Below are 22,989 nucleotides of genomic sequence, written 5' to 3'. Positions count from 1 at the left end.
GGAGTTCCTGAGGCTCAAGATCATCGCCAGCTTCCTGCCCGCGCTACCCGAAAATGCTCGATTGCACCCACAGTGATCCGCGAAGACCCACTCTTTTGAACGATTGGTCGAATTGCCCAGCGAGGTATGCAGGTAGGGCGATAGGTGGGCCAAACAATTCAAGTGCTCTATGCCTTGCTGGAATGGACGGCGGATCCACATAGTGTTTCAATCCAGCTGGCAAAGTCAGCTCATGCCCCGTAATTTGCTGGGAAATAAGGGGCGAAACCCCGTGCTCATTGATGAGAGAATTAGAAAGCGTGTGGCGGAAACAATGGAAGCTTTTAAGGCGCTGAGTCAGTCCCTGCTTGATTGCATAGGCTCTGAACTGATCGCCGAGGGCGTCGCCATAGCCGTTGTCTTTCGAAAACGGTAGGTGAGGAAAAATCCGCTCATGCCCGGCCGCTTTGACTTCTTCAAGATAAGTCAAAAATCCTGCGTCAATGAGTTTAGTTGGCAAGGGCACAAAGCGCGATGAGTGTGGATTTTTCAAACGCTGGTCGGGGCGAGTCACACGGTAGTGAACACCCCATTGCCCTGCGACTTTTGAAATGTCGTCCGTATAAAGCTGTCCAATTTCATTAACTCGGGCGCCCGTGGCAAGCCCTAAAAGCGTGCCAAACCAGCGATGCGGATATTTGCTTGCCCAGGTCGTGAACGCCTCTGGATCGAATAAAGCGGCAAGCTCGGCTTGACTAAACGGCTCACGGCTTGGCTCATCGGTCACAGCCTTTGAGCGGTTGATGATGGCCTTGTGCGGTGCTTTGCTGATTAGGTCTTCATTGGCTAACGCGTTGAAAAATGCCGCTACGCGGTCGCGGTGCTTTTCCTTCGTGCGCATGCTGAGCTTGGCGTAGTCGCCCGCTTGCGCTTTCTTCAAGATATCAATGGGCGCAAGGTTGGCGAATACAGCCATCTTTGACGCGTTGCTCGGGTAGCTCTCAATGGCTTTCAAAAAAGCGCGCACATCGTCGGGCTTGTAGTCTTGGACAGGCTTGTCACCGACCAGGGCGACGAAGAGAGAAAGCGTGTGCTCGGTGTCAAGCACATTTTTCGAGCTTCGGCCTACGCGCTTCATCTCGCCGATGTGGATGGCTGCGCGTTCGGACAACATAGGGCTGTCGGGCTTGGCGACGGGCGCGGGCATGTTGGGAATTGCCCTCAACGCTTCCATCAAGCGCGCGTGGTCCTCGGGGCCGTCGGCTGACAGCTCCAAGCCACCGCTACCGGTCCTGATCGTGTAGGGGCGCGTGGCGTTCCCTTGGAGCGCAGCAAGCGCTTTCTTGAACATGTCATCGGTCATCGCCGCCCCCCTGCGTGCGGTCGCAAACAACTCTGATAGTGACACGGCCATTTGAGCGGCGGCCAGTCGCGCGGTGTCACCACGACCAGGCAGAGCGCGCACGAGGAAGCGAGAGCCCACACGCTCGCGCAGATCGACGGGCACAAGGAAGCGGGCGTAGAGGCCGCTCGGGCGCTTCAATAAGAAGGGTTTGGGCAAAACGATACCTCAAACGATACCTTTGAAGGGCATCGTTTGAGGCTCGTCATTTCACCAAAAAACCTTGAAAAATCAACGCACTTAGCGTAAACTTCAAGGCGAGAATGGTGGAGGTGGGCGGAATCGAACCGCCGTCCGGAAGCACTCCATCCCCGGCACTACATGCTTATCCCTCCGTTAGATCTCGTCCCCAGGCAGCACGGCGGGCAAAGCGCACCTGAGAACCAGCCTGCTTGATCTAACCGGCAGCTGACAGGCAGCCACTACCGGCGGTTCCGTGATAATGACCCTACATCTACGAGCACGGGCACAAGTAGTTTCGGGGGTTCGCCTTAGGCGGCTGTAGAACTACAACTAAAGCCAATTAAGCGGCGATAGCGAAGTCCGAACCGTAGTTGTCGTCGTTGGCAACTAAAAGTTTGCTGCTGGATTAACGAGGAAAGCTGCCCCCTCGGCATGCGCCAAGCGACTTCGCGACCCCCGTCGAAACCAGTGCACCCCCGGGGAAAGCATCAAACGCTGACCCGGTCAGTGTAGGGATCGGCGCGGCCTGTCACAAGGGGTGAGATCTCCAGCGCTTACAGTGGCTTCAGTCCGGACCCAACGGAATGGTCCGCAAGCGAAGGAGCGAAGCAATGGCGACAGGCAAGCCCTCACGTCCTCGGCCGGCGCGCGTGGCGCGGGGCAAGACAGAAAAGTCACCGGCGCGGCGGAAGCGCGAGGTCCGGCAACCTGCGGATGAGGCGCAGGCCGCCACCACGCGCGTGCAAGGCAAGGTGCGCACGGTGATCTACATCCACGGTATCGGGAACAAGCCGCCGGCCGACGTGCTGCGCTGCCAGTGGGACAAGGCCTTGTTCGGGCGGCCGATGGGCGAGCGCACGCGCATGGCCTACTGGGTCAACCGCGAACGCTATCCGGTGCCCGAGCCGGGCAGTTGCGACAGCCGCGATGTGGGGCCGGCGCTGAACCAGAGCGTGCAACGCGCGCTGAGCACCCTGGGGTTGGTGCCGGGTGCGCAGGATCTGCATCTGCTGGCCGACGCATTGGCCAAGAACGCACAGGAACGCGCAGAGTTGCACCGCCTGCTGGACGAACTGGAGGGCGCCAGCGCGCCGGGCAGCGTGCAGGCCAAGGGGCCGATCGATGCCATCAACCGGGTGCTGCTGCGGCTGATCTCCGCCGCTCTGCTGCAGGATGTGCATGACCTGTTCTTCGTGCCCGAACGCGCGGCACTGATGCGCGAGAGCCTGGCCCAGCGGTTGCGTGCCGGTGGCGGGCCGTTCGTGGTGGTTGCGCACAGCCAGGGTTCGATGATCGCCTACGACGTACTGCGGCAACTGCAGGCAGCGGAGTGCGAGGTGACGCTGTTCTTGAGCGTGGGGTCACCGCTGGGGTTGCCGCAGGTGCGCAGCATGTTCAAGCGCTGGACCGGCACCCGCAAACTGCCGTTTCCCGCATGCGTGCAGCGTTGGGTCAATGCGGCCGACACCCGTGACCCGATCGCGCTGGACCCCGATCTCACCGACGACATCAGCAATGCCAAGGGGCGCTTTGAAAATCTGGCCGCGGCGCGCCTGAATCCGGATTGGCAGGACAACCCGCATTCGGGCTCGGGCTATCTGTCGATTCCGCAGGTGCGTGCGGCGGTGCGCCAGGCGGTCGGCGTCGGTTTCGACCAGCCGGTGTCCAATGCGGTGCTGATCAAGGATCTCAGCGAGCAGCTCGAGGCACACAGTGCGGAGTATCGGCATGAAGTGTTGATCGAGCTGGATCGGCGAGTGCTGGGCATGGACCCGGACGGCGTGCGCGCCCAGTTGCTGAGCCAGTTGCGGCAGGTCGCCGCGCACAGCACCGGATTGAAGGGCGAGGCGCTGGACGAGGCGATCGAACTGGAAGACGGCTTGCAGCGTTTCGTCTCGGCACGGCTGACGCGCTACGAGATCGAGTCGTTGCAGGACCGCTACCGCGCGCTGGGCTTTCGTCGGGTCTGGCGCGATGCCGGCAAGCGTGCGCTGATCCATGTCTCCGGTAACGTGCTGCACGCCGATGCGGCGCGCACCGCGTATCGGGCGCGCGGGCAGCAGATCGGGTGGGCGGTGCTGGATACCGGCATCGTGGCCAGTCACCCGCATTTCTACGTCAAGGGCCAGCGCGACAACGTGGTGGCGCAGTGGGATTGCACGCGGCGTGGCGCGCCCAGGCAACTCACGCGTGCCGATGGTCAGGCGTTTGCCCGGCTCGATCGGCATGGGCACGGCACCCACATCGCCGGCATCATCGCCGGCCACTGCCATGCTTCGATTCCCGACGCGCAAGGCAATCCCGGTAGCCCGCTGGAGTTTGCCGGCATGGCGCCGGACACGCGCCTGTATGGCTTCAAGGTGCTTGACGATGCCGGAAACGGCCGCGATTCGTGGATGATAAAAGCGGTGCAACAGGTGGCCGCGATCAACGAACGTGCTGGCGAATTGGTGATCCACGGGGTCAACCTGAGTCTGGGTGGCTGCTTCGACCCGGAAAGCTACGGCTGCGGCTTCACGCCGCTGTGCAACGAACTGCGCCGGCTGTGGCGGCAGGGTGTGCTGGTGGTGGTGGCGGCCGGCAACGAGGGCCTGACCTGGCTGATGCAGAACGACGGCGGCGTCTACCCGGCCAACATGGATCTGTCGATCAGCGACCCAGGTAATCTCGAAGAAGCGATCGTGGTGGGCTCGGTGCACAAGAGTAGCCCGCACAACTACGGGGTGTCGTATTTCTCATCGCGCGGCACCACTGCCGATGGTCGCAGCAAGCCCGACGTCGTGGCGCCGGGCGAGAAGATCGTCTCGGCCTACTACGACTTCGACCCGAAGGATCTTGCCAGCCTAATGGTGGAAATGAGCGGCACCAGCATGGCCGCACCGCACGTCTCCGGCGTGCTGGCCGGCTTTCTGTCGGCACGCCGCGAGTTCATCGGCTTCCCGGACCGGGTCAAGCAACTGCTGCTGGACACCAGCACCGACCTGCAACGCGATCGCTATGTGCAGGGCAGGGGAGTGCCGAATTTGATGCGCATGCTTGGGGCGACGTGAGGAATCGGGAATCGGGAATGGGGAATCGCAGGAGCAGCGGCTGTTTGAGCTGAGTTGCCGTCAGGCTGGATACAGCACCGCCCGACCAGCCAAGCTTTTACGATTCCCGATTCCCGATTCCCGATTCCCGATTCCCGATTCCCGATTCACGCATCGCGATTATGCCGCCGCATCACGCGCTGCTTGTCGCGCTGCCAGTCGCGGTCCTTGGCGGCGTCGCGCTTGTCGTGGTTCTGCTTGCCCTTGGCCAGGGCGATCTCCAGCTTGACCTTGTTGCTGCTCCAGTACAGCGCGGTGGGTACCAGGGTATAGCCCTCGCGCTCGACCCGGGTGAGCACCTTGTCGATCTCGTTCCGGTGCAGCAGCAGCTTGCGGTCGCGGCGTTCTACCGGCACGGTGTGGGTGGAGGCCTGGATCAGCGGGGTGATCTGCGCGCCGATCAGGTAGATCTCGCCGGAGCGCACGTACGCATAGCCATCGACGATGTTGGCGCGACCGGCGCGGATCGCCTTGACCTCCCAGCCCTGCAGCGCCAGACCGGCCTCGTAGCGTTCTTCCAGGTGGTATTCGTGGCGCGCACGCTTGTTCAACGCGATGGTTTTCGTGGCCTTCGCGCCGTTTGCTTTATCCTTGGATGGTTTCTTGCTCATGACGCCATTGTCGCCGATTCGGTGTCGTCAAACGATCTTCCGTCTTTCACAAGTTAGCGAATGCCTACCATCCGTCGTAGCGCCCTGGTCGAACACAGCGCCTCCCGCATGTTCGATCTGGTCAATGATGTCGCCGCCTATCCGCGCCGCTTTGGCTGGTGCGATGCCGCCCATGTGATCGAGCAGGATCAGGCGCACACCGTGGCGCGGCTGGACCTGGGGCTGGGCACGTTCCGTACCTGGTTCACCACCGAGAACGTCCTCGAACGCCCCGAACGCATTGCGATGCACCTGCGCGACGGGCCGTTCAAGCGCCTGGAAGGCCTTTGGGAATTCCAGGCGCTGGGCGAAAACGCCTGCAAGGTGAGCCTGACCCTGGAAGTGGAGACCAGCGCGCGCTTGCTGGGGCCGGCGCTGGCGCTGGGGTTTCAGGGCCTGGCCGATCGCATGGTCAACGATTTCGTGCGGGTTGCCGACCGCGGCGACGTGTGAAGTGACCGTGCGGGTCGAGGTGGTGCTGGCCTGGCCGGACCGCTGCAGCGCGGTGCAGCTCGCGCTGCCCGAAGGTGCCACGGTGGCCGAGGCGGTTGCAGCATCCGGTCTGTTGCAGGAGATTCAGCCTGCGGCGCTGGCCATCCACGGCCAGGTGACGCAGCCGCCGCAGGTCCTGCGCGACGGCGACCGGGTGGAGTTGCTCAGGCCGCTCTTGCTGGATCCGAAGGAGGCGCGCCGTCGGCGTGCCGGGCCGGGCAAGCGGGTGGGCGGGTAGCGCCCCAAGCCATCTGGTGGCTGCAATATCCCGGCTGCCGTTGCCGATCAGCTCGGTCACCGAGAGCCGCGTGCTGAGTGCCAGGCCCAGCTGGCAGCGAGCCTGCACTGGCCTTCGGCAGCTGCGACAACGCGTCTGATGAGCCGTGGTGACCGGCCTCTGGGCGGCGAGCCGCGAAGGTTCGCTAGAAGCCCGAGTGTCTGCGGCCAGGCGTCGAGCGACCCCTGACCGAACGCATCAACGGCCGCGCTGCTTCTTCTTGTCGCGTGCCAGATTGCGGCCGAACTGCTTGGGTGCCGACTTGGCCAGCTGCTCGTCCTGCGACGGGAAATAGTCGCCCTCCCAGCGCGTGACCTGGTCGTTCTCGAAGAACACGGTGAAGTTCTTGACCTCGGTATGCGCCAGGCGATCCACCCGCTGGGTGGAGGTGTAGTCCCAGCGCTGCGCGTGGAATGGGTCGGGGATCGACGGGGTGCCCAGCAATGCACTGACCTGCTGCTTGCTCTGGCCTACCTGCAGTTGCTCCACGGCGTTCTGCTTGATCAGGTTGCCCTGGTAGATCGGCTGCTTGTAGATGATGCCGCAGCCAGCGGTGGACAAGGCAATGGCGGCGACCAGCAGGAGATTGCGCATCGGGGAGTAAGTGCTTAGGAAATCATGCCGATGATACACTTCTGCCGGTCGCCGCGACCCGTTTGAAGGCAGCTGGCGCTAAATTGCCAATGAACGGAGAACCCATGGAAACCCACGACCTGCGCAAAGTCGGGCTGAAGGTGACCCATCCGCGGATGCGGATCCTGGAGCTGCTGGAACAGAAGAGCAACCAGCATCACCTCAGCGCAGAAGATATCTATCGCCAGCTGCTCGACCACGGCGACGAGATCGGGCTGGCCACGGTCTACCGCGTGCTGACCCAGTTCGAGGCCGCCGGCCTGGTGCTCAAGCACAATTTCGAGGGCGGCCAGGCGGTGTACGAGCTGGACCGCGGTGGCCACCACGACCATATGGTGGATGTGGATACCGGCCATGTGATCGAGTTCGAAAGCGAGGAGATCGAGGCATTGCAGCGGCAGATCGCCGCCAAGCACGGCTACGAGCTGGAAGAGCATTCGCTGGTGCTTTACGTGCGCAAAAAGCGCCAGCGCTGAGCGCGCTACATCGCCAATACGAACGACAAGGCGGCTTCGGCCGCCTTGTGCGTTCTGGGGCGTGTTGGTGGGTGTGCTGCAGGCCCATGCCCCCATCCGCCCTTCGGGCACCTTCCCCCGCAGGCGGGGGAAGTGAGCGGTGGGTGGTCAGTTGCAGTGCCATCGAGAGATCACGCGCAGCCAGGCATCGCTTCTCCCGCTGGCGGGAGAAGGTGGCGCGCAGCACCGGATGAGGGCAACACCATTTGCGCTTGTCGCGCCCGTGGTGGTCGTGTCGCAGCGATGTTGCCCCCATCCGCCCTTCGGGCACCTTCCCCCGCAGGCTGGGGAAGTGAGCGGTGGGTGGTCAGTTGCAGTGCCATCGAGAGATCACGCGCAGCCAGGCATCGCTTCTCCCGCTGGCGGGAGAAGGTGGCGCGCAGCACCGGATGAGGGCAACACCATTTGCGCTTGTCGCGCCCGTGGTGGTCGTGTCGCAGCGATGTTGCCCCCATCCGCCCTTCGGGCAGCTTCCCCCGCAGGCTGGGGAAGGGAGCGGTGGGTGGTCAGTCGCAGTGCAATCGAGAGATCACGCGCAGCCAGGCATCGCTTCTCCCGCTGGCGGGAGAAGGTGGCGCCCAGCGCGGATGAGGGGCAACACCGTTTGCGCTTGTCGCGCCCGTGGTGGTTGTATCGCAGCGATGTTGCCCCCATCCGCCCTTCGGGCAGCTTCCCCCGCAGGCTGGGGAAGGGAGCGCTGGGTGGTCAGTCGCAGTGCAATCGAGAGATCACGCGCAGCCAGGCATCGCTTCTCCCGCTGGCGGGAGAAGGTGGCGCGCAGCGCCGGATGAGGGGCAACACCGTTTGCGCTTGTCGCGCCTGTGGTGGTCGTGTCGCAGCGATGTTGCCCCCATCCGCCCTTCGGGCACCTTCCTCCCGCGGGCGGGGGAAGGGAGCTTCGTCAGCACGGGAGGGAACGGGGGCCCTGAATTTGCAAGCTGCTCGCTGCGCTCAGGCGCTCTGCAGCAGCTTGCGCGCCGCCGCGCGGGCTTCCTTGCTGACTTCCACGCCGCCCAGCATGCGTGCCAGCTCTTCCTGGCGGGCCTGCGGGCCGAGCAGTTCCACGGCGCTCTGGGTCATGCCGTCCACCGGCGCCTTGCTGACCCGGTAGTGCGCGTGGCCCTTGGCCGCGACCTGCGGCAGGTGGGTGACACACAGCACCTGGCGCTCCTCGCCCAGCGCGCGCAGCTTCTGCCCGACGATATCGGCCACCGCGCCGCCGATGCCCGAATCCACTTCGTCGAACACCATGGTCGGCACGCTGTCCAGGCCAAGCGCGGCCACTTCGATGGCCAGCGAAATGCGCGACAGCTCGCCACCGGAGGCCACCTTGCGCAGCGCGCGCGGCGGCTGCCCGGCGTTGGCGGCGACCAGGAATTCCACCCGCTCGGCGCCGTTCGGGTCTGGACGCAGGGTGTCCTGGGGTTGCAACTGAATCAGGAACTGGCCGCCGCCCATGCCCAGCTCGCCGATCAGCGTGGTGGTGGCCGCTGACAGGGCTTCGGCAGCGGTCTTGCGACTGTCGCTGAGCACCCCGGCCGCGTTGCGCCAGACACCGGTGGCCGTCTCGATGTGCTTGTCCAGCTGCTGCAGGCGCTCGTCGGCGCCACGCAGGCTCTCGACCTCGGCGCTCAGATGGTCGCGGTGCGCGGCCAGCTCGTCCGGCGCAACGCGGTGCTTGCGGGCCAAGTCGTGCAGGCGGCCCAGGCGGCGTTCCATCGCCTCGAACTGGGTGGGGTCGGCCTCCAGGTCGTCGCGCACGCGGTCGAGCAGGGCCAGCGCTTCTTCGATCTGGATGACGGCGCTGTCCAGCAGCGCGTCCACCTCGCCCAGGCGCGGTTCGTGCTCGGCCACGCGGGACAGGTCGTGGCGGCTGTCCTGCAATAGACCCAGGGCCGAGGGGCCATCGTCGCCGTTGAGCTGCCGGGCCACGCTGTCGCAGGCGCTAATCAAGGCGGTGGCATGGGCCTGGCGGCGGTGGTTGACGTCCAGCGCGGCAATCGCGGCTGGGTCCAGGTCTTCGCGTTCCAGCTCGGCCAGCTGGTGTTCCAGAAAGCCGATACGATCGGAGACATCGCCCTGTGCCGACAGCGCATCACGCTCGTCCAGCAGCGCCTGCCAGCGCTGGCTGGCCTGGCGCACCTGCTCGCGCTGGGCGCTGTTGCGTGCATAGGCGTCGAGCAGGGCGAGCTGGCTATGGCGGGCCATCAGCGCCTGGTGTTCGTGCTGGCCGTGGATTTCCACCAGCCGCGCCGCGAGCTCGGCCAGTTGCGAGGAGGTGACCGGGCGGCCGTTGATCCAGGCGCGCGAGCCGCCATCGGCGCGGATGATCCGGCGCAGCTGGCATTGGGCGTCGTCGTCGAGCTCGTTGTCGGCCAGCCAGGCCAGGCCGGGATGCTCGGCCGGCAGCTGGAATTCGGCCGACAGTTCGGCGCGGTCGGCGCCATGGCGCACCACGCCGCTGTCGGCGCGCAGGCCGGACAGGAAGCCCAGCGCGTCCACCATCAGCGACTTGCCGGCGCCGGTTTCGCCCGACACCACGGTCATGCCCGGCCCGAATTCCAGTTCGGTGGCGCGGACGACGGCGAAATCCTTGATCGAGAGGTGTGTGAGCATGAGGGTCGAGAGTGAATGCGTTGGGGAAGCTTAGGGCCTGACGGTGCGGGCAGGGAGTCGGATGCTTGCCATCCCCGGGGCCAGACATTATCTATGCCCAGTCTCACCGGATGATCCCATGCGCGCGTCCCAGCCCCCAATGCTCGCCCCCCGCGCCCGCCAGTTGCTGCGCACGCTGATTGCGCGCTACATCCGCGACGGCGAGCCGGTGGGGTCCAAGACCCTGGCCCAGCACGCCGGGCTGGACGTGAGCCCGGCCACCATCCGCAACATCCTGGCCGATCTGGAAGACGTGGGGCTGCTCAGCTCCCCGCATACCTCGGCCGGGCGGGTGCCCACCGCGCATGGCTACCGGGTGTTCGTCGATAGCCTGGTGCAGATGCAGCCGCCGGGCGAAGAAGAAGTGCGCCGGCTGCGCGCGGAGCTGGCCAGCGGCAACGGAACCCAGTCGCTGCTGGGCAGCGCTTCGCAGATGCTGTCGGCGATGAGCCATTTCGTCGGGGTGGTCAGCGCCCCGAAGCGCGAGCAGTTCGCGTTCCGGCATATCGATTTCGTGTCCCTGGATGCGCGGCGGGTGCTGGCGATCCTGGTGTTTGCCGACAACGAGGTGCAGAACCGGGTGATCGAGCCGCGCCGCGCCTACGAGCCGGCCGAGCTGGAGCGGGTGGCCAATTACCTCAATGCGCAGTTCGCCGGGCGCGCGCTGTCCGATATCCGCGCCAGCCTGCTGCGCGAGCTGCGCATGGCCAAGAACCAGATGGAGCAGCTGCTGGAGCACAGTGTGGACCTGGCCAGCGAGGCGCTGGTGCCGGCCGAGGCCGACGACATGGTGATGGCCGGGCAGACCCGGTTGATGGGGGTACAGGACCTGTCGGACCTGGACAGGCTGCGCGAGCTGTTCGAGGCCTTCGCCAGCAAGCGCGAGATCCTGCAGCTGCTCGAACGCACCATCCAGGCGCCGGGCGTGCGCATCTTCATCGGCGAGGAGACCGGCATGCTGTCGCTGGACGACGTCTCGTTGGTCACCGCGCCGTATACCGCCGGCGGGCAGGTACTGGGCGTGCTGGGGGTCATCGGCCCCAAGCGCATGGCCTACGACCGGGTGATTCCGCTGGTGCAGACCGCCGCCCAGGTGCTGGGCGCGGCGATGGAGCCGGCCGGGGCGCGATAGTCGCGCTCCATCGCGGCAATGGGTTTCGCTTGAAACGCGCCCCGGCGCCCATATACGAGGTGACGTTGGGGCGGGCGTTCCGCTTGCCCGGGAACTGCACATGAACCAAGACCACCCCGAATTCGATTCAGAAGACCCGTCCCAGAACCTGCCCGAGACCGATCCGCTCAAGTCCGAGATCGAGTCGCTGCGCAGCGAGATCGCCCTGGTCAAGGCCGATGCCCTGCGCGAACGCGCCGACCTGGAGAACCAGCGCAAGCGCATCGCGCGCGACGTGGAGAATGCCCGCAAGTTCGCCAACGAGAAGCTGCTGGGCGAGTTGCTGCCGGTGTTCGACAGCCTGGATGCCGGGCTGACTGCGGCTGGTACCCAACCCAGCCCGCTGCGCGATGGCCTGGACATGACCTACAAGCAATTGCTCAAGGTTGCCGCCGACAACGGCCTGACCCTGCTCGACCCGGTTGGCCAGCCGTTCAATCCGGACCAGCACCAGGCCATCAGCCAGGGCGAAGCCGAAGGCATTGCGCCCGGCCACGTCGTGCAGGTGTTCCAGAAAGGCTACCTGCTCAACGAACGTCTGCTGCGCCCGGCCCTGGTGGTCGTGGCCAAGCACGATTGACCGATCGCGCCGGCTGAACTGCCAGGCGCACGGATGACACACAGATGCGCACGGGTGGCTTGAACACCTGCGCGCCACCCCCACATCTCAGCCAGACCCGGCGTCGCCGGACACAGCTAAAGACTCATCAGGAGCGTATCCATGGGCAAGATCATTGGTATTGACCTCGGCACCACGAACTCGTGCGTGGCGATCATGGACGGCGGCAAGGCCCGCGTCATCGAAAATTCCGAGGGCGACCGCACCACGCCCTCCATCGTCGCCTACACCAAGGACGGCGAAGTGCTGGTCGGTGCCTCGGCCAAGCGCCAGGCGGTGACCAACCCGAAGAACACCTTCTACGCGGTGAAGCGCCTGATCGGCCGCAAGTTCACCGACGCCGAAGTACAGAAGGATATCTCGCATGTGCCGTACGGCATCTTGGCGCACGACAACGGCGACGCCTGGGTGCAGACCAGCGATGCCAAGCGCATGGCGCCGCAGGAAATCTCCGCGCGCGTGCTGGAAAAGATGAAGAAGACCGCTGAAGACTTCCTCGGCGAGAAGGTCACCGAAGCGGTGATCACGGTGCCGGCGTACTTCAACGACAGCCAGCGCCAGGCCACCAAGGATGCCGGCCGCATCGCCGGTCTGGACGTCAAGCGCATCATCAACGAGCCGACCGCCGCAGCCCTGGCCTATGGCCTGGACAAGAACGGCGGTGACCGCAAGATCGCCGTGTACGACCTGGGCGGCGGCACCTTCGACGTGTCGATCATCGAGATCGCCGAGGTCGATGGCGAGAAGCAGTTCGAAGTGCTGGCCACCAACGGCGACACCTTCCTGGGCGGCGAAGACTTCGACAACCGCGTCATCGAGTACCTGGTTGACGAATTCAACAAGGACCAGGGCATCGACCTGCGCAAGGATCCGTTGGCGCTGCAGCGCCTGAAGGACGCCGCAGAGCGCGCCAAGATCGAGCTGTCGACCAGTCAGCAGACCGAAGTGAACCTGCCGTACGTCACTGCCGATGCCTCAGGTCCGAAGCACCTCAACATCAAGTTGACCCGTGCCAAGCTCGAAGCGCTGGTGGAAGATCTGGTCAAGAAGTCGATCGATCCGTGCCGCACCGCGTTGAACGATGCCGGCCTGCGCGCCAGCGACATCAACGAGGTGATCCTGGTCGGCGGTCAGACCCGCATGCCGAAGGTGCAGCAGGCGGTTGCCGATTTCTTCGGCAAGGAACCGCGCAAGGACGTCAACCCGGACGAAGCGGTGGCCGTGGGCGCCGCGATCCAGGGCGGCGTGCTGGCCGGCGACGTCAAGGACGTGCTGCTGCTGGACGTGACCCCGCTGTCGCTGGGTATCGAAACCATGGGCGGGGTGTTCACCAAGATCATCGAGAAGAACACCACCATCCCGACCAAGGCCTCGCAGACCTTCTCCACCGCCGAAGACAACCAGTCGGCCGTGACCGTGCATGTGCTGCAGGGTGAGCGCGAGCAGGCCCGCTTCAACAAGTCGCTGGCCAAGTTCGACCTTTCCGGCATCGAGCCGGCGCCGCGCGGCATGCCGCAAGTGGAAGTGTCCTTCGACATCGACGCCAACGGCATCCTGCACGTCTCGGCCAAGGACAAGAAGACCAACAAGGAACAGAAGGTCGAGATCAAGGCCGGTTCGGGCCTGTCGGATGAAGAGATCCAACGCATGGTCGCCGACGCGGAAGCCAACCGCGAGGAAGACAAGAAGTTCCAGGAGCTGGTGCAGACCCGCAACCAGGCCGATGGCCTGATCCACGCCACCCGCACCGCGATCACCGAGCATGGCAGCAAGGTCGGTGGCGATGTGATCGGCAAGGTGGAAGCGGCGCTGGCCGACCTGGAAACCGCCATGAAGGGCGACGATAAGGCGCAGATCGAAGCACGCAGCAAGACTCTGGAAGAAGCCGGCCAGTCGCTGTACGCGGCGGCGGCAGCAGCAGAGCAGGGCGGTAACGCCGATGCGGCCAGCGGCAACGCGCAGACCTCCAAGGCCGCCGACGACGTGGTGGACGCCGAGTTCACCGAGGTCAAGGACGATAAGAAAGCGTGAGTCGGGAATAGGGAATAGAGAATCGGAGGAGCGATGCGACGGCATCGCTCCTTCGCTGTTCTGACCCCACCGAACGCTGATTGATTTGAGGATGTACGCTTTGAACGATTCCCTTCTCCCGATTCCCGATTCCCTGTCATGAGCAAACGCGATTACTACGAAGTGCTGGGCGTTGCCCGCGGTGCCAGCGACGAGGAGCTGAAGAAGGCTTATCGACGTTGTGCGATGAAGCACCACCCCGATCGCAATCCTGGTGACGCGGCTGCCGAAGCGGCGTTCAAGGAATGCAAGGAAGCCTACGAAGTGCTGTCCGATGGCAACAAGCGGCGTGCCTACGATGCGCACGGCCATGCCGCGTTCGAGCACGGCATGGGGGGCGGCGGCGGGCCGGGTGGCCCGGACATGGGCGATATCTTTGGCGATATCTTCGGCAATATTTTTGGCGGTGGCGCCGCCGGTCCGCGCGCTGCGCGACGTGGTGCCGACGTCGGTTACGTATTGGAGCTGGATCTGGAAGAAGCCGTCGCCGGCATCGAGCGACGCATCGAGATCCCGACCCTGATCGAATGCACGTCCTGCCACGGCAGCGGCTCGGAAGACGGCAAGGTCGAGACCTGCGGCACCTGTCATGGGCGCGGCCAGGTGCGCATCCAGCGTGGCATCTTCGCCATGCAGCAGAGCTGCCCGCATTGCGATGGGCGCGGCACGCTGATCCGCAATCCATGCAAGGTCTGCCACGGTGCCGGTCGCGTGGAAGAGAACAAGGTGCTGTCGATCAAGGTGCCTGCCGGGGTGGATACCGGCGACCGCATCCGGCTGGCAGGCGAGGGCGAGGCCGGCCCGGCCGGCACCCCGCCGGGCGATCTGTACGTGGAAGTGCGGGTGCGCGAGCATGCGATCTTCCAGCGCGACGGCGACGATCTGCATTGCGAGGTGCCGATCCGTATTTCGCAGGCGGCGCTGGGCGATACCGTGCGTGTTGCGACCCTGGGTGGCGAAGCGGAAATCCGCATCCCGGCCGAAACGCAGACCGGCAAGTTGTTCCGCCTGCGCGGCAAGGGCGTGCGTTCGGTGCGCAGCCGCAGCGAAGGCGATCTGTATTGCCGCGTGGTGGTGGAAACGCCGGTCAACCTCACCGCCGACCAGCGCGAGCTGCTGCAGCAGTTCGAGGCCACCTTCACCGGTGAGGATGCCCGCAAGCATTCGCCCAAGTCGGCGACCTTCATCGACGGCGTCAAGGGCTTCTGGGACAGGATGACCTCGTAAGCGACGTCTGTTTTTGTCACCAAGGCTGCTGACATAAGTGCCTGTTCCTTGCAGGAGCAGGTGTCGCAAGACGTGCCAGAAGAACAACATCCTTCTCCTGCCGGGATATTGGCCGCCTTCATGGAGAGAATCTGCTCCTTAGAGGCGGATGAGGGCATGCGCGAAGCCTGCTGAAGCCTGGGTCCATGTGGGCTTCGCCGCGTACCCTCACCCCAACCCCTCTCCCGCAGGGAGAGGGGCTTTGCTCGCCTTCTTCGGGAGAAGGTGCCTTGTTCCCTTCTCCCTCCGGGAAAATGTGCCTTGTTCCCTTCTCCCGCCGGGAGAAGGTGCCCGAAGGGCGGATGAGGGTACGCCGTACCGATCGTCAACCCAACGCCCGCTTGCAAGCGGCACCGTTGGCGTCGAAAAGACTGCAAGTCATGCGCACAGCGCTGAAGCGTCCGGCCGCGTTTGCAAAGCAGATCAAGTCGAACGTCGGCGCCGTTCAAAAGAGCGCACCCACTTCAGCGCGCAACACGCAACGTCGCCTCATTCCAGTCACGTCACGCGCTCACGCGTTGCGGCGGATAATGGCGTCCTGTTCTCACGACGGCGTTTCCCATGAGCGATGCAACCGATAGCCACCTTGTCCACGGTCGCCGCCAGCGCCCGGAGGGTCCTTCGCCGATCGATGTGATCTCGGTGCAGTCGCAGCTGGTCTATGGCCACGCCGGCAACAGTGCGGCGGTGCCGCCACTGCGCGCGCTTGGCCTGCGCGTGGCCGAAGTGCCCACTACGCTGTTGAGCAATGCGCCGTTCTATTCCACGCTGCGTGGCCGCATCCTGCCGGCCGACTGGCTGGCGGATCTGTTGCTCGGCGCCACCGAACGCGGCCTGCCGCAACGCGCACGCATGCTGGTGTCCGGCTACTTCGGCAGCCTGGCCAACGGCGAGGCGTTTGCCGACTGGCTGCAGCAGACCCTGCCGCAGGCACCGCAACTGCGCTACTGCCTGGATCCGGTGATTGGCGATACGCATACCGGCCCCTACGTCGAGCCGGGATTGGAACGGGTCTTTGCCGAACGCCTGCTGCCGCATGCCTGGCTGGTGACGCCCAATGCGTTCGAACTGGGACGCTTGACCGGCCTGCCCAGCCTGCAACAGGACGATGCCATCGTGGCCGCCCGCGCCTTGCTCGCGCGCGGGCCACACTGGGTGCTTGCACACAGCGTGGCCGGCGGTGCCGGCGAGCTGGTGACGCTGGCGGTCAGCAACACGGCGGTGTATCGCTGGGCCAGCCCGCACCTACCGGTGGATGTCGCCGGTACCGGCGACGTGTTGATGGCGTTGTTGATCGGATTCCTGCTGCGCGACCTGCCGTTCGAGCAGGCGGTGGGCCATGCGCTTGGTGGTGTGCATGGCGCCCTGGAAGCGACCCTGGCTGCAGGGCATGAAGAGTTCGATGTGCTTGCCGCCGCCCCGGCCGCACTCGCCGCATCGCCACGCTTCGCCGTCGAGCGCCTGGCATGATCGCCCAACCGGTCGTCGGGATCGTCGGCAGTGCCGGTGCCTACGGGCGATGGCTGGGGCAGTTCCTGCGCACGCGTATGCAGCTGCAGGTGATTGGCTTTGATCCTGCCGATGCCGGTAGCATGGACGAGGCCACGCTGGCGCAGCAGGCAGATGTACTGATCTTTGCCGCACCCATCCGCCACACGGCCGTGTTGATTCAGCGCTATGTCGCGCTGGCCGGCCTGCGCGCAGCCTCGCAACTGTGGATGGACGTCACTTCGATCAAGCAGGCGCCGGTGGCGGCGATGCTGGTGTCCTCGGCCGAGGTGGTCGGCCTGCATCCGATGACCGCACCGCCCAAGTCGCCGACCTTGAAGGGCCGGGTGATGGTGGTCTGCCAGGCGCGCCTGCAGCACTGGACGCCGTGGGTGCAGGCGTTGTGCACCGCCTTGCAGGCCGAGTGCGTCTACGCGACTGCCGAACACCACGACCGGGTGATGGCGCTGGTACAGGCGATGGTGCACGCCACCCACCTGGCGCAAGCCGGCACCTTGCGCGACTACGCGCCGCTGCTGGGCGAGCTGCAGGCGCTGATGCCCTACCGCTCGGCCGCGTTCGAGCTGGACACTGCGGTCATCGCGCGCATCCTCTCGCTCAATCCGGCGATCTACGAAGACATCCAGTTCGGCAACCCCTACGTTGGCGAGATGCTGGACCGGCTGCTGGCGCAATTGCAGCAGTTGCGCGCGCTGGTGGCGCAGGGCGATGACGCGGCGCGTGTACAGTTCCGCCGCCGCTTTCTGGACGACACTGCTGCGGCCCTAGAACCGCAGACCCTGGCTGCCGGCAACTACACCTACGAACGGCTGGGCTACCTGTTGGCCGACCTGACCGAGTCCCTGGCCTTGAGCGTCTACCTGCCTGAAGACCGGCCAGGTTCGCTACGCGCCTTGCTGCACGTGTTCGAACGGCACACGGTGAACCTGTCGTCGATCCACTCCTCGCGCACGCCGCTGGGTGAACTGCACTTCCGGATCGGATTCGAGCCCGATAGCGATCCTGCTGCGCTGAGGCGGGCAGCCAGCGAGATCGACCACAGCGGGATCGGGCGTGTGCTGGAGCGTGTGGAGCGCAAGGCCTGAGCGTGGCGCGCGCAGTACAGGTTTCATCCACAACGGATGTGGATGAAACCTGCACAAGCATGTGGATAACTGCCGACGGCCCCTGTCCGGCAAGTCCGTCGATCGCGTTGGTCAAAAAATGACCAGGCAATCATCAGGGCGTGGAGAGCTGCAATTCGCCGCCCTCAGCGGCTCAGTCGCAGCGCATCGCGGTCGGCGGTAGCCGCGGCCAGCTCGGCACGCGCCGAGGCGATACGGGCCTGTGCATCGACCAGGCGCACGCGGGCATCGTTGGCGGTTTCCTCGCGCTGGTTGACCAGGAAGAAGTCGCCCGACCCCAGCTCGAAGCGCCGCCGCTCGGCTTCGGCCAGGCGGTCGGCCAGGCTGCGTTCCTCATCGGCGATCTTGGCCAGGCGCTCGGCGGCGGTGAGCGAGATCACCACCGATTCCACCTCGACCGAGATCTGGTCGCGCAGGAAACGGCTGCGCTGATCCAGCGCTTCGATCTCGGCGCGCGCTTCGGCGACCCGACCCTTGGCGGCGCGGTTCTCCAACGGCACGCTGAAACGGAAGCCGATGATGGCATCGGTGGGCGAGCGGTTGGGGCCGCCCACGCCGGGCGGGCCGAAGTCCTTGCTGACCTCGACGCTGACATCCAGGCGCGGCTTCAGGTCGTTCTGCGCCAGCATCAGCCGCGCAGTGGCCTGGTCGATGCGCGTCAGCACGGCGCGGTAATCGGGCCGCTCCACCGGGGCGGTGATCCTGCTGGCGCCGGCTAGCCCTTCCAGCGCGGAGGTATCGGCCGGCAGGCGTTCGGCGGTCACCGTCAGCGGCATGCCGGCATCGTCGCGCAGATACAGCGACAAGCCATTGGCGGCGCTTGCGAAGTCCTGCTCCGAGCGCACTACCAGCGCGCGGCGACGCACCAGGTTCTGGTCGTTCTCGGTCAACAGGATCGTGGGACGTGCGCCCAGCGTCACCTGCCGGGAAATCGCGGTGCGGCGGCGCTCGGCCAGCTCCAGCAGGTCCCGATAGGCGCGCAGTCTCAGGCCGGCCGCGACCCAGCTCTGATAGGCGTCCACCGCGCGGCGCTGCACGCCGATGGCCACCATCTGCGCTTCGTACTGGGCCACGTCGATGTCGGTGCTGGCCACGCTACGACGGGTGCGGCGCTCGTCCACGACGCGGTCGCGCAGCAGCGCGTACAGCGCGCCGACCTTCACTTCGCCGCCGCGGTCGGTGTAGGACTTGTCTTCGTAGATCGGAAACTCGCCCCGCGAGGAGCGGTAGCCGCCGTAGTAATAGCCGCCATTGGTCTCGAATGGCCGCTTGACGCCGGTTTCGATGGTGCTGCCGTCGTAATAGCCGGCCTCGCGCGAGCGGCCCTCGATGTCGAAAACGGTATCGAAGGCGCCGTCGGCCGAGATCCCCTTGCCTTCGGCCTGGCGGACCTTGGCCAGCGCTTCGACGATCTGCGGCGCCGAGCGCGCCGAGGATTGCAGTACCTCGTCCAGGGTCAGTGGCGCGGCCTGGGCGAACGCCGCACCGGGGCAGAGTGCGATCAACAAGACAACAAGACGATGCCTCATTTCTTGCCCGTCGCGTCTTCTTCGGTCTTGCCGGCGGCTGGCTTGGCCTTGCCATCCTGCTGCATGCCCGCTGCGGGGCGCTGCCCGAATTCCAATGGGAAATTGTTGAGCTGGCGCCACAGTTCGTAGCCCACCTTCACCGTCTCGCCCTGCACCCAGCCGCGCACCTTGCCGCCCTGGCGGGCGAATTCCTGGGCGGGCCAGGCCGGTTTGCCCGGCGCCGGTTCGACCAGGATGCGGAACACGCCGTCGGGCGCAGCATTGGGGTCGATGGCGCGCACCCGGCCGTCGAACATACCGTGCGCCACCGACGGCCAGCCGCTGAACTGGATCGCCGGCCAGCCTTCGAATTCCAGCCGCACCGGGCGGCCGGGACGGATCAGCGGTACGTCGCGGCCGTCGATGTACAGCTCGACCGCGCGTTCCACCCGCTCGGGCGCGATCACCGCCAGCACGGTGCCTGGCGACACCATCGCACTGCCGCTGGCGGCGTTGAGTTGTTGCACGCGGCCATCGCGCGGGGCGCGCACCAACTGCGCGGACTGGCGGTTTAACTGGATGTCGATGCGGGTCAGCTTGGCGCGCGATTCGGCCAGCTTGGCATCGGCTTCGGCCACCTTGATCTGGGTCAGCTCGAAGTCGCGGCGGCCTGCCAGACCTTCGGCGAGCAATTGCCGGCTGCGCTCCACGTCGATGCTGGCGACTGCACGCGACTGCTGGAGGGCGGCGATCTCGGCCTGCGCCTGCGCCCGTTCGCTGGCGAGGCGGGTGAGCAGGTCAGGATCCAGGTCGCCCACGCGGGCGATCGGATCGCCCTTGGACACATGCTGGCCGTCGTGCACGTACCAGCGTTCCACCCGGCCGGGCACGAACGCGGTGACCTGCTGCTGGCGGTCGTCCGGATCCAGCGCCACCACCTGGCCCTTGCCGCTGGCGGTCTGTACCCAGGGCACCAACGCCAGGATGGCACTGCAGATGACGATGCCGATCAGCAGCATCCAGGCCAGCACCTTGGCGATGCTGGGCGGGCCCATGGCCGACAGGGTGGGGAAGTGCAGCATGCGGTCAGTGGCGTATTGCATTGCCTGCCTCCTGTGCCGATGCGATCAGTTCCGCCCGCGTGGCGTAGCGTTGCTGGTGTCCAGGCTCCAGCCGGAACCAGCCATCCAGGGTGATGTCTTCCGGCCGGCCGGTACACAGCAAGACCGTGGTTCCGGCGTCCTTGAGCCGGCGCAGCACCGCCGCCAGGCGTTCGGTGGGGATCAGGTCGAACAGCTGCGACAGCATCAGCACCCGCGGGCGTACCAGCAAGGCGTTGGCCAGCTTCAGGCCCATCACATCGCCGATCCACAGCGGGTAGCCCGAGGCCGCCAGGCGCGTATCCAGGCCCTGCGGCAGTGCGGCGATGCGGGCGCGCAAGCCCACCGCATCGATCGCTTCGAGCATGCTCTCGGAGCTGACGTCCGGCGAGGCCATCGACAGGTATTCGCGAATGGTGACTTCCACGATGGTGGGGCGATCAAGCACAGTGACTTCCGAGCGCAGCAGGTACATGTCGAAGGTCGCCATGTCGGCGCCGCCCACCATCACCAGCCCGCGCTCCGGGACCTCATGGCGCTTGAGTACCATCGCCAGCAGACGTTCGGCGCCACCGGATGCCAGCGTGACCAGCTGCTCGCCGGCCTCCAGCGCGAAATCGAAGCGCGCACCTTCGATCACCACGCCATCCAGGCGCACGTCGCTGTTGCGCGGGGTCTTGCCAGCAATGGCCACCGCGCGCTCCTGCGGGATGGCGTACAGCAGCGATAATTCCTCTGCGCTGGCCACCAGGTCGTAGAACGTATCCAGGTAGGTCCCCAACTGCGCGATGCCGTAGAACACCGCGCTCAGGATCAGCTCGGCCGCCACCAGCTGGCCGATCGACAATTCGCCACGCAGGATCAGGCTGCCGCCCAGCGCCAGCAGCGCCGCGCTGGCCACCGCATAGGTGAGTAGAAATGCCAGCGTCTGGGTGAATGTGTAGCGGAAATGACGCCGATGGCGTGCCACATAGGCCGCCGTCACCGCTTCGGAGCGCTCCATCGCAAAGTTGAGGTGGCGGCTGGATTTGTAGAAACCATTGGAGCCGCCAACGCTTTCCAGCCAGTGTGCGGCATTGTGCTTGGCGTGACTCAGGTCGACTGCGGTGCGGATCGAACTGCGTGACCAGATCATCCAGATCGAGAAGATCACCAGCAACAGCAGCGCATTGAAGGCCAGGAAGAACGGATGGTAGAAACTGGTGACGATCAGCCCCACCGCCGACTGCAGCACGATGGTGAAGGCGCCCACGGCCAGGCTGGGGACAGCCTTCTGCACCACCACCAGGTCGAAGTAGCGGTTGAACATGTCGCCGCGGTTCTGGTCGGTGAAGAAGGGGTTCTGGGCGTGTACCGCCCGCACCGTGATCTCGGCCACCACCCGCGCGAACAGCCGGCGCTCGAACAACGCCATGACCCACACCCGCATCGCGCTCAGGGCGGCCACCAGCAGCAGCAGGCCCAGCAGCAGGCCGGACAGTGTCCATAGCGGCGTGGGCAGGGCGATATTGGCCACGCTGTTAATCAGTAGCTGCACCGAGATCGGGGTCGCCAGCGACAGCAGGCTAATCGCGATGCCGTACACCAGGGCCAGCCGCACATACGGCATGTCCGGCCCGACGATCTCCGCCAGCCAGCCCGCCGCTTCCCGCCATCCGATCTGCTTTGCCGCCATGTTCCTTCCACTGTTGATTTCAAGCAAGCATTGACGAGTTGCGGCAACAGAACAAGGCCGAACCGCTTATCCACCGCATAGGATTTTCCTATGCCGCTGCCGCGCGCAGCAAGTCGGCGATCAGCCCGAACGCGGGCGCGCGGCCGGCGCCTTGCCGCCAGAGCAGTCCAATCTCGCGGTAATAGCGTCCTCCCTTGATCGGACGCACCACCACGTCGTCGCCTTCGCGGATCTCCTGGCGCACGTACAGGTCGGGCAGCAGCGCCAGCCCCATGCCCATGCCGGCCATTTGCCGGATCGCATCCAGACTCGTTCCTTCGTAATCGCGCAGGACATTGGCGCCGACGTCCACCGCAATCGCGCTGATCTGTTCGGCCAGGCGGTAGTCCGGCATCAGCGTGAGCAGGTTGGCGCCACGCAGGTCGGCCGGGGTGATGTGGCGTTTGCTGCGCAGCGGGTGATCGGCGGCCATGGTCACGTGCAATGGCTCGCGGAACAGCCGTTCGCTGTGCAGGTTGCGGCCGGCCATCGGCAGTTGCACCAGCACCAGGTCGTGCACGCCATTGGCCAGGTCGTTGGCCAGCACGTTCGGCAAGCCTTCGCGGACGTGCACGCGCAACGCCGGGTGCTCGCGATGCAGGCGCGCCACCAGGCTGGGCATCAGATAGGCGCCCAGCGTGGGCGAGACGCCGAGCCGGATGGTGCCGATCAAGGTGTCGGCCGAGGTGGCGCGCAGCTCTTCCAGGTCGGCCACGTCCAGCAGGATGCCGCGTGCGCGGTCGCGCAGGTCGCGGCCCAGCGGGGTCAGGATGGCGGGCACGCCGCGCTCGAACAGCGGTGTACCGATGATGGTCTCCAGTGCGCGGATCTGCTGTGACAGCGACGGCTGCGACACGCCCATCTGCTCTGCCGCGCGGGTGAAACTGCCGGTGTCGGCCAGCGCGACGAAGTAGCTGAGTTGGCGAAGCGTGGTCTTGGGGCGGGGCATGGGTTCAGCCGTGCAGGCAGTGGCGGAAGCGCAGCATCGGTGGCGGGTGGGTGAACGCCGCGTAGCGGCCGCCGGCGCGTCAGC

The 22,989-nt window shown here is 65.5% G+C and carries 18 protein-coding genes and 1 other RNA gene; 10 read left to right on the top strand and 9 right to left on the bottom strand.

Annotated elements, in window-relative coordinates; translation table 11 throughout:
- Positions 1-43: 43 nt before the first annotated feature.
- Together XcuCFBP2542_RS01195 and ssrA are read right to left on the bottom strand one after the other, a co-directional pair.
- Positions 44-1,540 carry a site-specific integrase gene (locus XcuCFBP2542_RS01195; RefSeq protein ID WP_104601797.1) on the bottom strand — a complete coding sequence of 499 codons (1,497 nt, stop codon included), beginning with the start codon at positions 1,538-1,540 and terminating at the stop codon, positions 44-46.
- Positions 1,541-1,645: 105 nt separating this feature from the next.
- Positions 1,646-2,042, bottom strand: a transfer-messenger RNA (tmRNA) gene (ssrA, locus tag XcuCFBP2542_RS01190).
- 133 nt (positions 2,043-2,175) lie between these two features.
- Here ssrA and XcuCFBP2542_RS01185 point away from each other — a divergent pair.
- Positions 2,176-4,614, top strand: a complete 2,439-nt coding sequence (locus tag XcuCFBP2542_RS01185) for a S8 family serine peptidase (protein WP_104601796.1) — start codon at positions 2,176-2,178, stop codon at positions 4,612-4,614.
- Between the two features lie 146 nt (positions 4,615-4,760).
- Here XcuCFBP2542_RS01185 and smpB read toward each other — a convergent pair whose 3' ends face one another.
- Positions 4,761-5,264 carry an SsrA-binding protein SmpB gene (gene smpB / locus XcuCFBP2542_RS01180; RefSeq protein WP_029221007.1) on the bottom strand — a complete coding sequence of 168 codons (504 nt, stop codon included), beginning with the start codon at positions 5,262-5,264 and terminating at the stop codon, positions 4,761-4,763.
- Between the two features lie 60 nt (positions 5,265-5,324).
- Between smpB and XcuCFBP2542_RS01175 the strand changes: the two genes are divergently transcribed.
- Together XcuCFBP2542_RS01175 and XcuCFBP2542_RS01170 are read left to right on the top strand one after the other, a co-directional pair.
- Complete coding sequence (locus XcuCFBP2542_RS01175; RefSeq protein WP_104601795.1) at positions 5,325-5,756, top strand: type II toxin-antitoxin system RatA family toxin; 432 nt, start codon at positions 5,325-5,327, stop codon at positions 5,754-5,756.
- Between the two features lie 7 nt (positions 5,757-5,763).
- Positions 5,764-6,033 carry an RnfH family protein gene (locus tag XcuCFBP2542_RS01170; protein WP_104601817.1) on the top strand — a complete coding sequence of 90 codons (270 nt, stop codon included), beginning with the start codon at positions 5,764-5,766 and terminating at the stop codon, positions 6,031-6,033.
- Positions 6,034-6,270: 237 nt separating this feature from the next.
- On the opposite strand, the gene XcuCFBP2542_RS01165 is transcribed toward XcuCFBP2542_RS01170, so the two are convergent.
- Positions 6,271-6,666: an outer membrane protein assembly factor BamE gene (locus XcuCFBP2542_RS01165; protein WP_039403293.1), complete on the bottom strand. Its 396-nt coding sequence runs from the start codon at positions 6,664-6,666 to the stop codon at positions 6,271-6,273.
- Between the two features lie 104 nt (positions 6,667-6,770).
- Between XcuCFBP2542_RS01165 and fur the strand changes: the two genes are divergently transcribed.
- Complete coding sequence (gene fur / locus XcuCFBP2542_RS01160) at positions 6,771-7,181, top strand: ferric iron uptake transcriptional regulator (RefSeq protein WP_029221003.1); 411 nt, start codon at positions 6,771-6,773, stop codon at positions 7,179-7,181.
- Between the two features lie 990 nt (positions 7,182-8,171).
- On the opposite strand, the gene recN is transcribed toward fur, so the two are convergent.
- Positions 8,172-9,836, bottom strand: coding sequence for a DNA repair protein RecN (recN, locus tag XcuCFBP2542_RS01155; protein ID WP_104601793.1), 1,665 nt, complete (start codon positions 9,834-9,836; stop codon positions 8,172-8,174).
- Between the two features lie 139 nt (positions 9,837-9,975).
- On the opposite strand from recN, the gene hrcA reads away from it, so the two are divergent.
- The 6 genes from hrcA (at position 9,976) to XcuCFBP2542_RS01125 (ending at position 17,595) form a co-directional block, all read left to right on the top strand.
- Entirely contained in the window at positions 9,976-11,007 is a 1,032-nt protein-coding gene (hrcA, locus tag XcuCFBP2542_RS01150) for a heat-inducible transcriptional repressor HrcA (RefSeq protein WP_167526998.1), read from the top strand.
- Between the two features lie 100 nt (positions 11,008-11,107).
- A complete protein-coding gene (gene grpE, locus XcuCFBP2542_RS01145; RefSeq protein WP_104601791.1) occupies positions 11,108-11,626 on the top strand; it encodes a nucleotide exchange factor GrpE in 519 nt (172 codons plus the stop codon).
- A 141-nt stretch (positions 11,627-11,767) separates the two neighbouring features.
- Positions 11,768-13,696: a molecular chaperone DnaK gene (dnaK, locus tag XcuCFBP2542_RS01140; protein ID WP_104601790.1), complete on the top strand. Its 1,929-nt coding sequence runs from the start codon at positions 11,768-11,770 to the stop codon at positions 13,694-13,696.
- Between the two features lie 138 nt (positions 13,697-13,834).
- Positions 13,835-14,962, top strand: coding sequence for a molecular chaperone DnaJ (gene dnaJ / locus XcuCFBP2542_RS01135; RefSeq protein ID WP_104601789.1), 1,128 nt, complete (start codon positions 13,835-13,837; stop codon positions 14,960-14,962).
- A 600-nt stretch (positions 14,963-15,562) separates the two neighbouring features.
- Positions 15,563-16,471, top strand: a complete 909-nt coding sequence (gene pdxY, locus XcuCFBP2542_RS01130) for a pyridoxal kinase (protein ID WP_104601788.1) — start codon at positions 15,563-15,565, stop codon at positions 16,469-16,471.
- Positions 16,468-17,595 carry a prephenate dehydrogenase gene (locus tag XcuCFBP2542_RS01125; protein WP_104601787.1) on the top strand — a complete coding sequence of 376 codons (1,128 nt, stop codon included), beginning with the start codon at positions 16,468-16,470 and terminating at the stop codon, positions 17,593-17,595. The genes pdxY and XcuCFBP2542_RS01125 overlap by 4 nt, the downstream gene beginning before the upstream one ends.
- A 164-nt stretch (positions 17,596-17,759) precedes the next feature.
- Here the strand turns inward: XcuCFBP2542_RS01125 and XcuCFBP2542_RS01120 are convergent, their stop codons facing one another.
- From XcuCFBP2542_RS01120 to XcuCFBP2542_RS01105, 4 genes are all read right to left on the bottom strand, one after another.
- Positions 17,760-19,163, bottom strand: coding sequence for a TolC family protein (locus tag XcuCFBP2542_RS01120; protein ID WP_104601786.1), 1,404 nt, complete (start codon positions 19,161-19,163; stop codon positions 17,760-17,762).
- Positions 19,160-20,245: an efflux RND transporter periplasmic adaptor subunit gene (locus XcuCFBP2542_RS01115; protein ID WP_104601785.1), complete on the bottom strand. Its 1,086-nt coding sequence runs from the start codon at positions 20,243-20,245 to the stop codon at positions 19,160-19,162. Before XcuCFBP2542_RS01115 ends, XcuCFBP2542_RS01120 begins: the two co-directional genes overlap by 4 nt.
- Positions 20,229-21,917 carry an ABC transporter transmembrane domain-containing protein gene (locus XcuCFBP2542_RS01110; RefSeq protein ID WP_104601784.1) on the bottom strand — a complete coding sequence of 563 codons (1,689 nt, stop codon included), beginning with the start codon at positions 21,915-21,917 and terminating at the stop codon, positions 20,229-20,231. The genes XcuCFBP2542_RS01115 and XcuCFBP2542_RS01110 overlap by 17 nt, the downstream gene beginning before the upstream one ends.
- Positions 21,918-22,005: 88 nt before the next feature.
- Positions 22,006-22,905, bottom strand: a complete 900-nt coding sequence (locus tag XcuCFBP2542_RS01105; protein WP_104601783.1) for a hydrogen peroxide-inducible genes activator — start codon at positions 22,903-22,905, stop codon at positions 22,006-22,008.
- Between the last annotated feature and the right edge of the window lie 84 nt (positions 22,906-22,989).

It is taken from the genome of Xanthomonas cucurbitae (assembly GCF_002939885.1).
Lineage (GTDB): Bacteria > Pseudomonadota > Gammaproteobacteria > Xanthomonadales > Xanthomonadaceae > Xanthomonas > Xanthomonas cucurbitae.
Note: the sequence above shows the minus strand (reverse complement) of the source record. Positions and strands in the feature narration are given on the sequence as shown.

What these genes read in the sequence shown, in the direction of transcription:
- hrcA (WP_167526998.1), top strand. Translation starts at nt 9,976, where the DNA reads ATGCTCGCCCCCCGCGCCCGCCAGTTGCTGCGCACGCTGATTGCGCGC.
- pdxY (WP_104601788.1), top strand. Translation starts at nt 15,563, where the DNA reads ATGAGCGATGCAACCGATAGCCACCTTGTCCACGGTCGCCGCCAGCGC.
- dnaK (WP_104601790.1), top strand. Translation starts at nt 11,768, where the DNA reads ATGGGCAAGATCATTGGTATTGACCTCGGCACCACGAACTCGTGCGTG.
- grpE (WP_104601791.1), top strand. Translation starts at nt 11,108, where the DNA reads ATGAACCAAGACCACCCCGAATTCGATTCAGAAGACCCGTCCCAGAAC.
- smpB (WP_029221007.1), bottom strand. Translation starts at nt 5,264, where the DNA reads ATGAGCAAGAAACCATCCAAGGATAAAGCAAACGGCGCGAAGGCCACG.
- recN (WP_104601793.1), bottom strand. Translation starts at nt 9,836, where the DNA reads ATGCTCACACACCTCTCGATCAAGGATTTCGCCGTCGTCCGCGCCACC.
- XcuCFBP2542_RS01165 (WP_039403293.1), bottom strand. Translation starts at nt 6,666, where the DNA reads ATGCGCAATCTCCTGCTGGTCGCCGCCATTGCCTTGTCCACCGCTGGC.
- XcuCFBP2542_RS01120 (WP_104601786.1), bottom strand. Translation starts at nt 19,163, where the DNA reads ATGAGGCATCGTCTTGTTGTCTTGTTGATCGCACTCTGCCCCGGTGCG.
- XcuCFBP2542_RS01125 (WP_104601787.1), top strand. Translation starts at nt 16,468, where the DNA reads ATGATCGCCCAACCGGTCGTCGGGATCGTCGGCAGTGCCGGTGCCTAC.
- XcuCFBP2542_RS01175 (WP_104601795.1), top strand. Translation starts at nt 5,325, where the DNA reads ATGCCTACCATCCGTCGTAGCGCCCTGGTCGAACACAGCGCCTCCCGC.
- XcuCFBP2542_RS01110 (WP_104601784.1), bottom strand. Translation starts at nt 21,917, where the DNA reads ATGGCGGCAAAGCAGATCGGATGGCGGGAAGCGGCGGGCTGGCTGGCG.
- XcuCFBP2542_RS01115 (WP_104601785.1), bottom strand. Translation starts at nt 20,245, where the DNA reads ATGCAATACGCCACTGACCGCATGCTGCACTTCCCCACCCTGTCGGCC.
- XcuCFBP2542_RS01105 (WP_104601783.1), bottom strand. Translation starts at nt 22,905, where the DNA reads ATGCCCCGCCCCAAGACCACGCTTCGCCAACTCAGCTACTTCGTCGCG.
- dnaJ (WP_104601789.1), top strand. Translation starts at nt 13,835, where the DNA reads ATGAGCAAACGCGATTACTACGAAGTGCTGGGCGTTGCCCGCGGTGCC.
- fur (WP_029221003.1), top strand. Translation starts at nt 6,771, where the DNA reads ATGGAAACCCACGACCTGCGCAAAGTCGGGCTGAAGGTGACCCATCCG.
- XcuCFBP2542_RS01185 (WP_104601796.1), top strand. Translation starts at nt 2,176, where the DNA reads ATGGCGACAGGCAAGCCCTCACGTCCTCGGCCGGCGCGCGTGGCGCGG.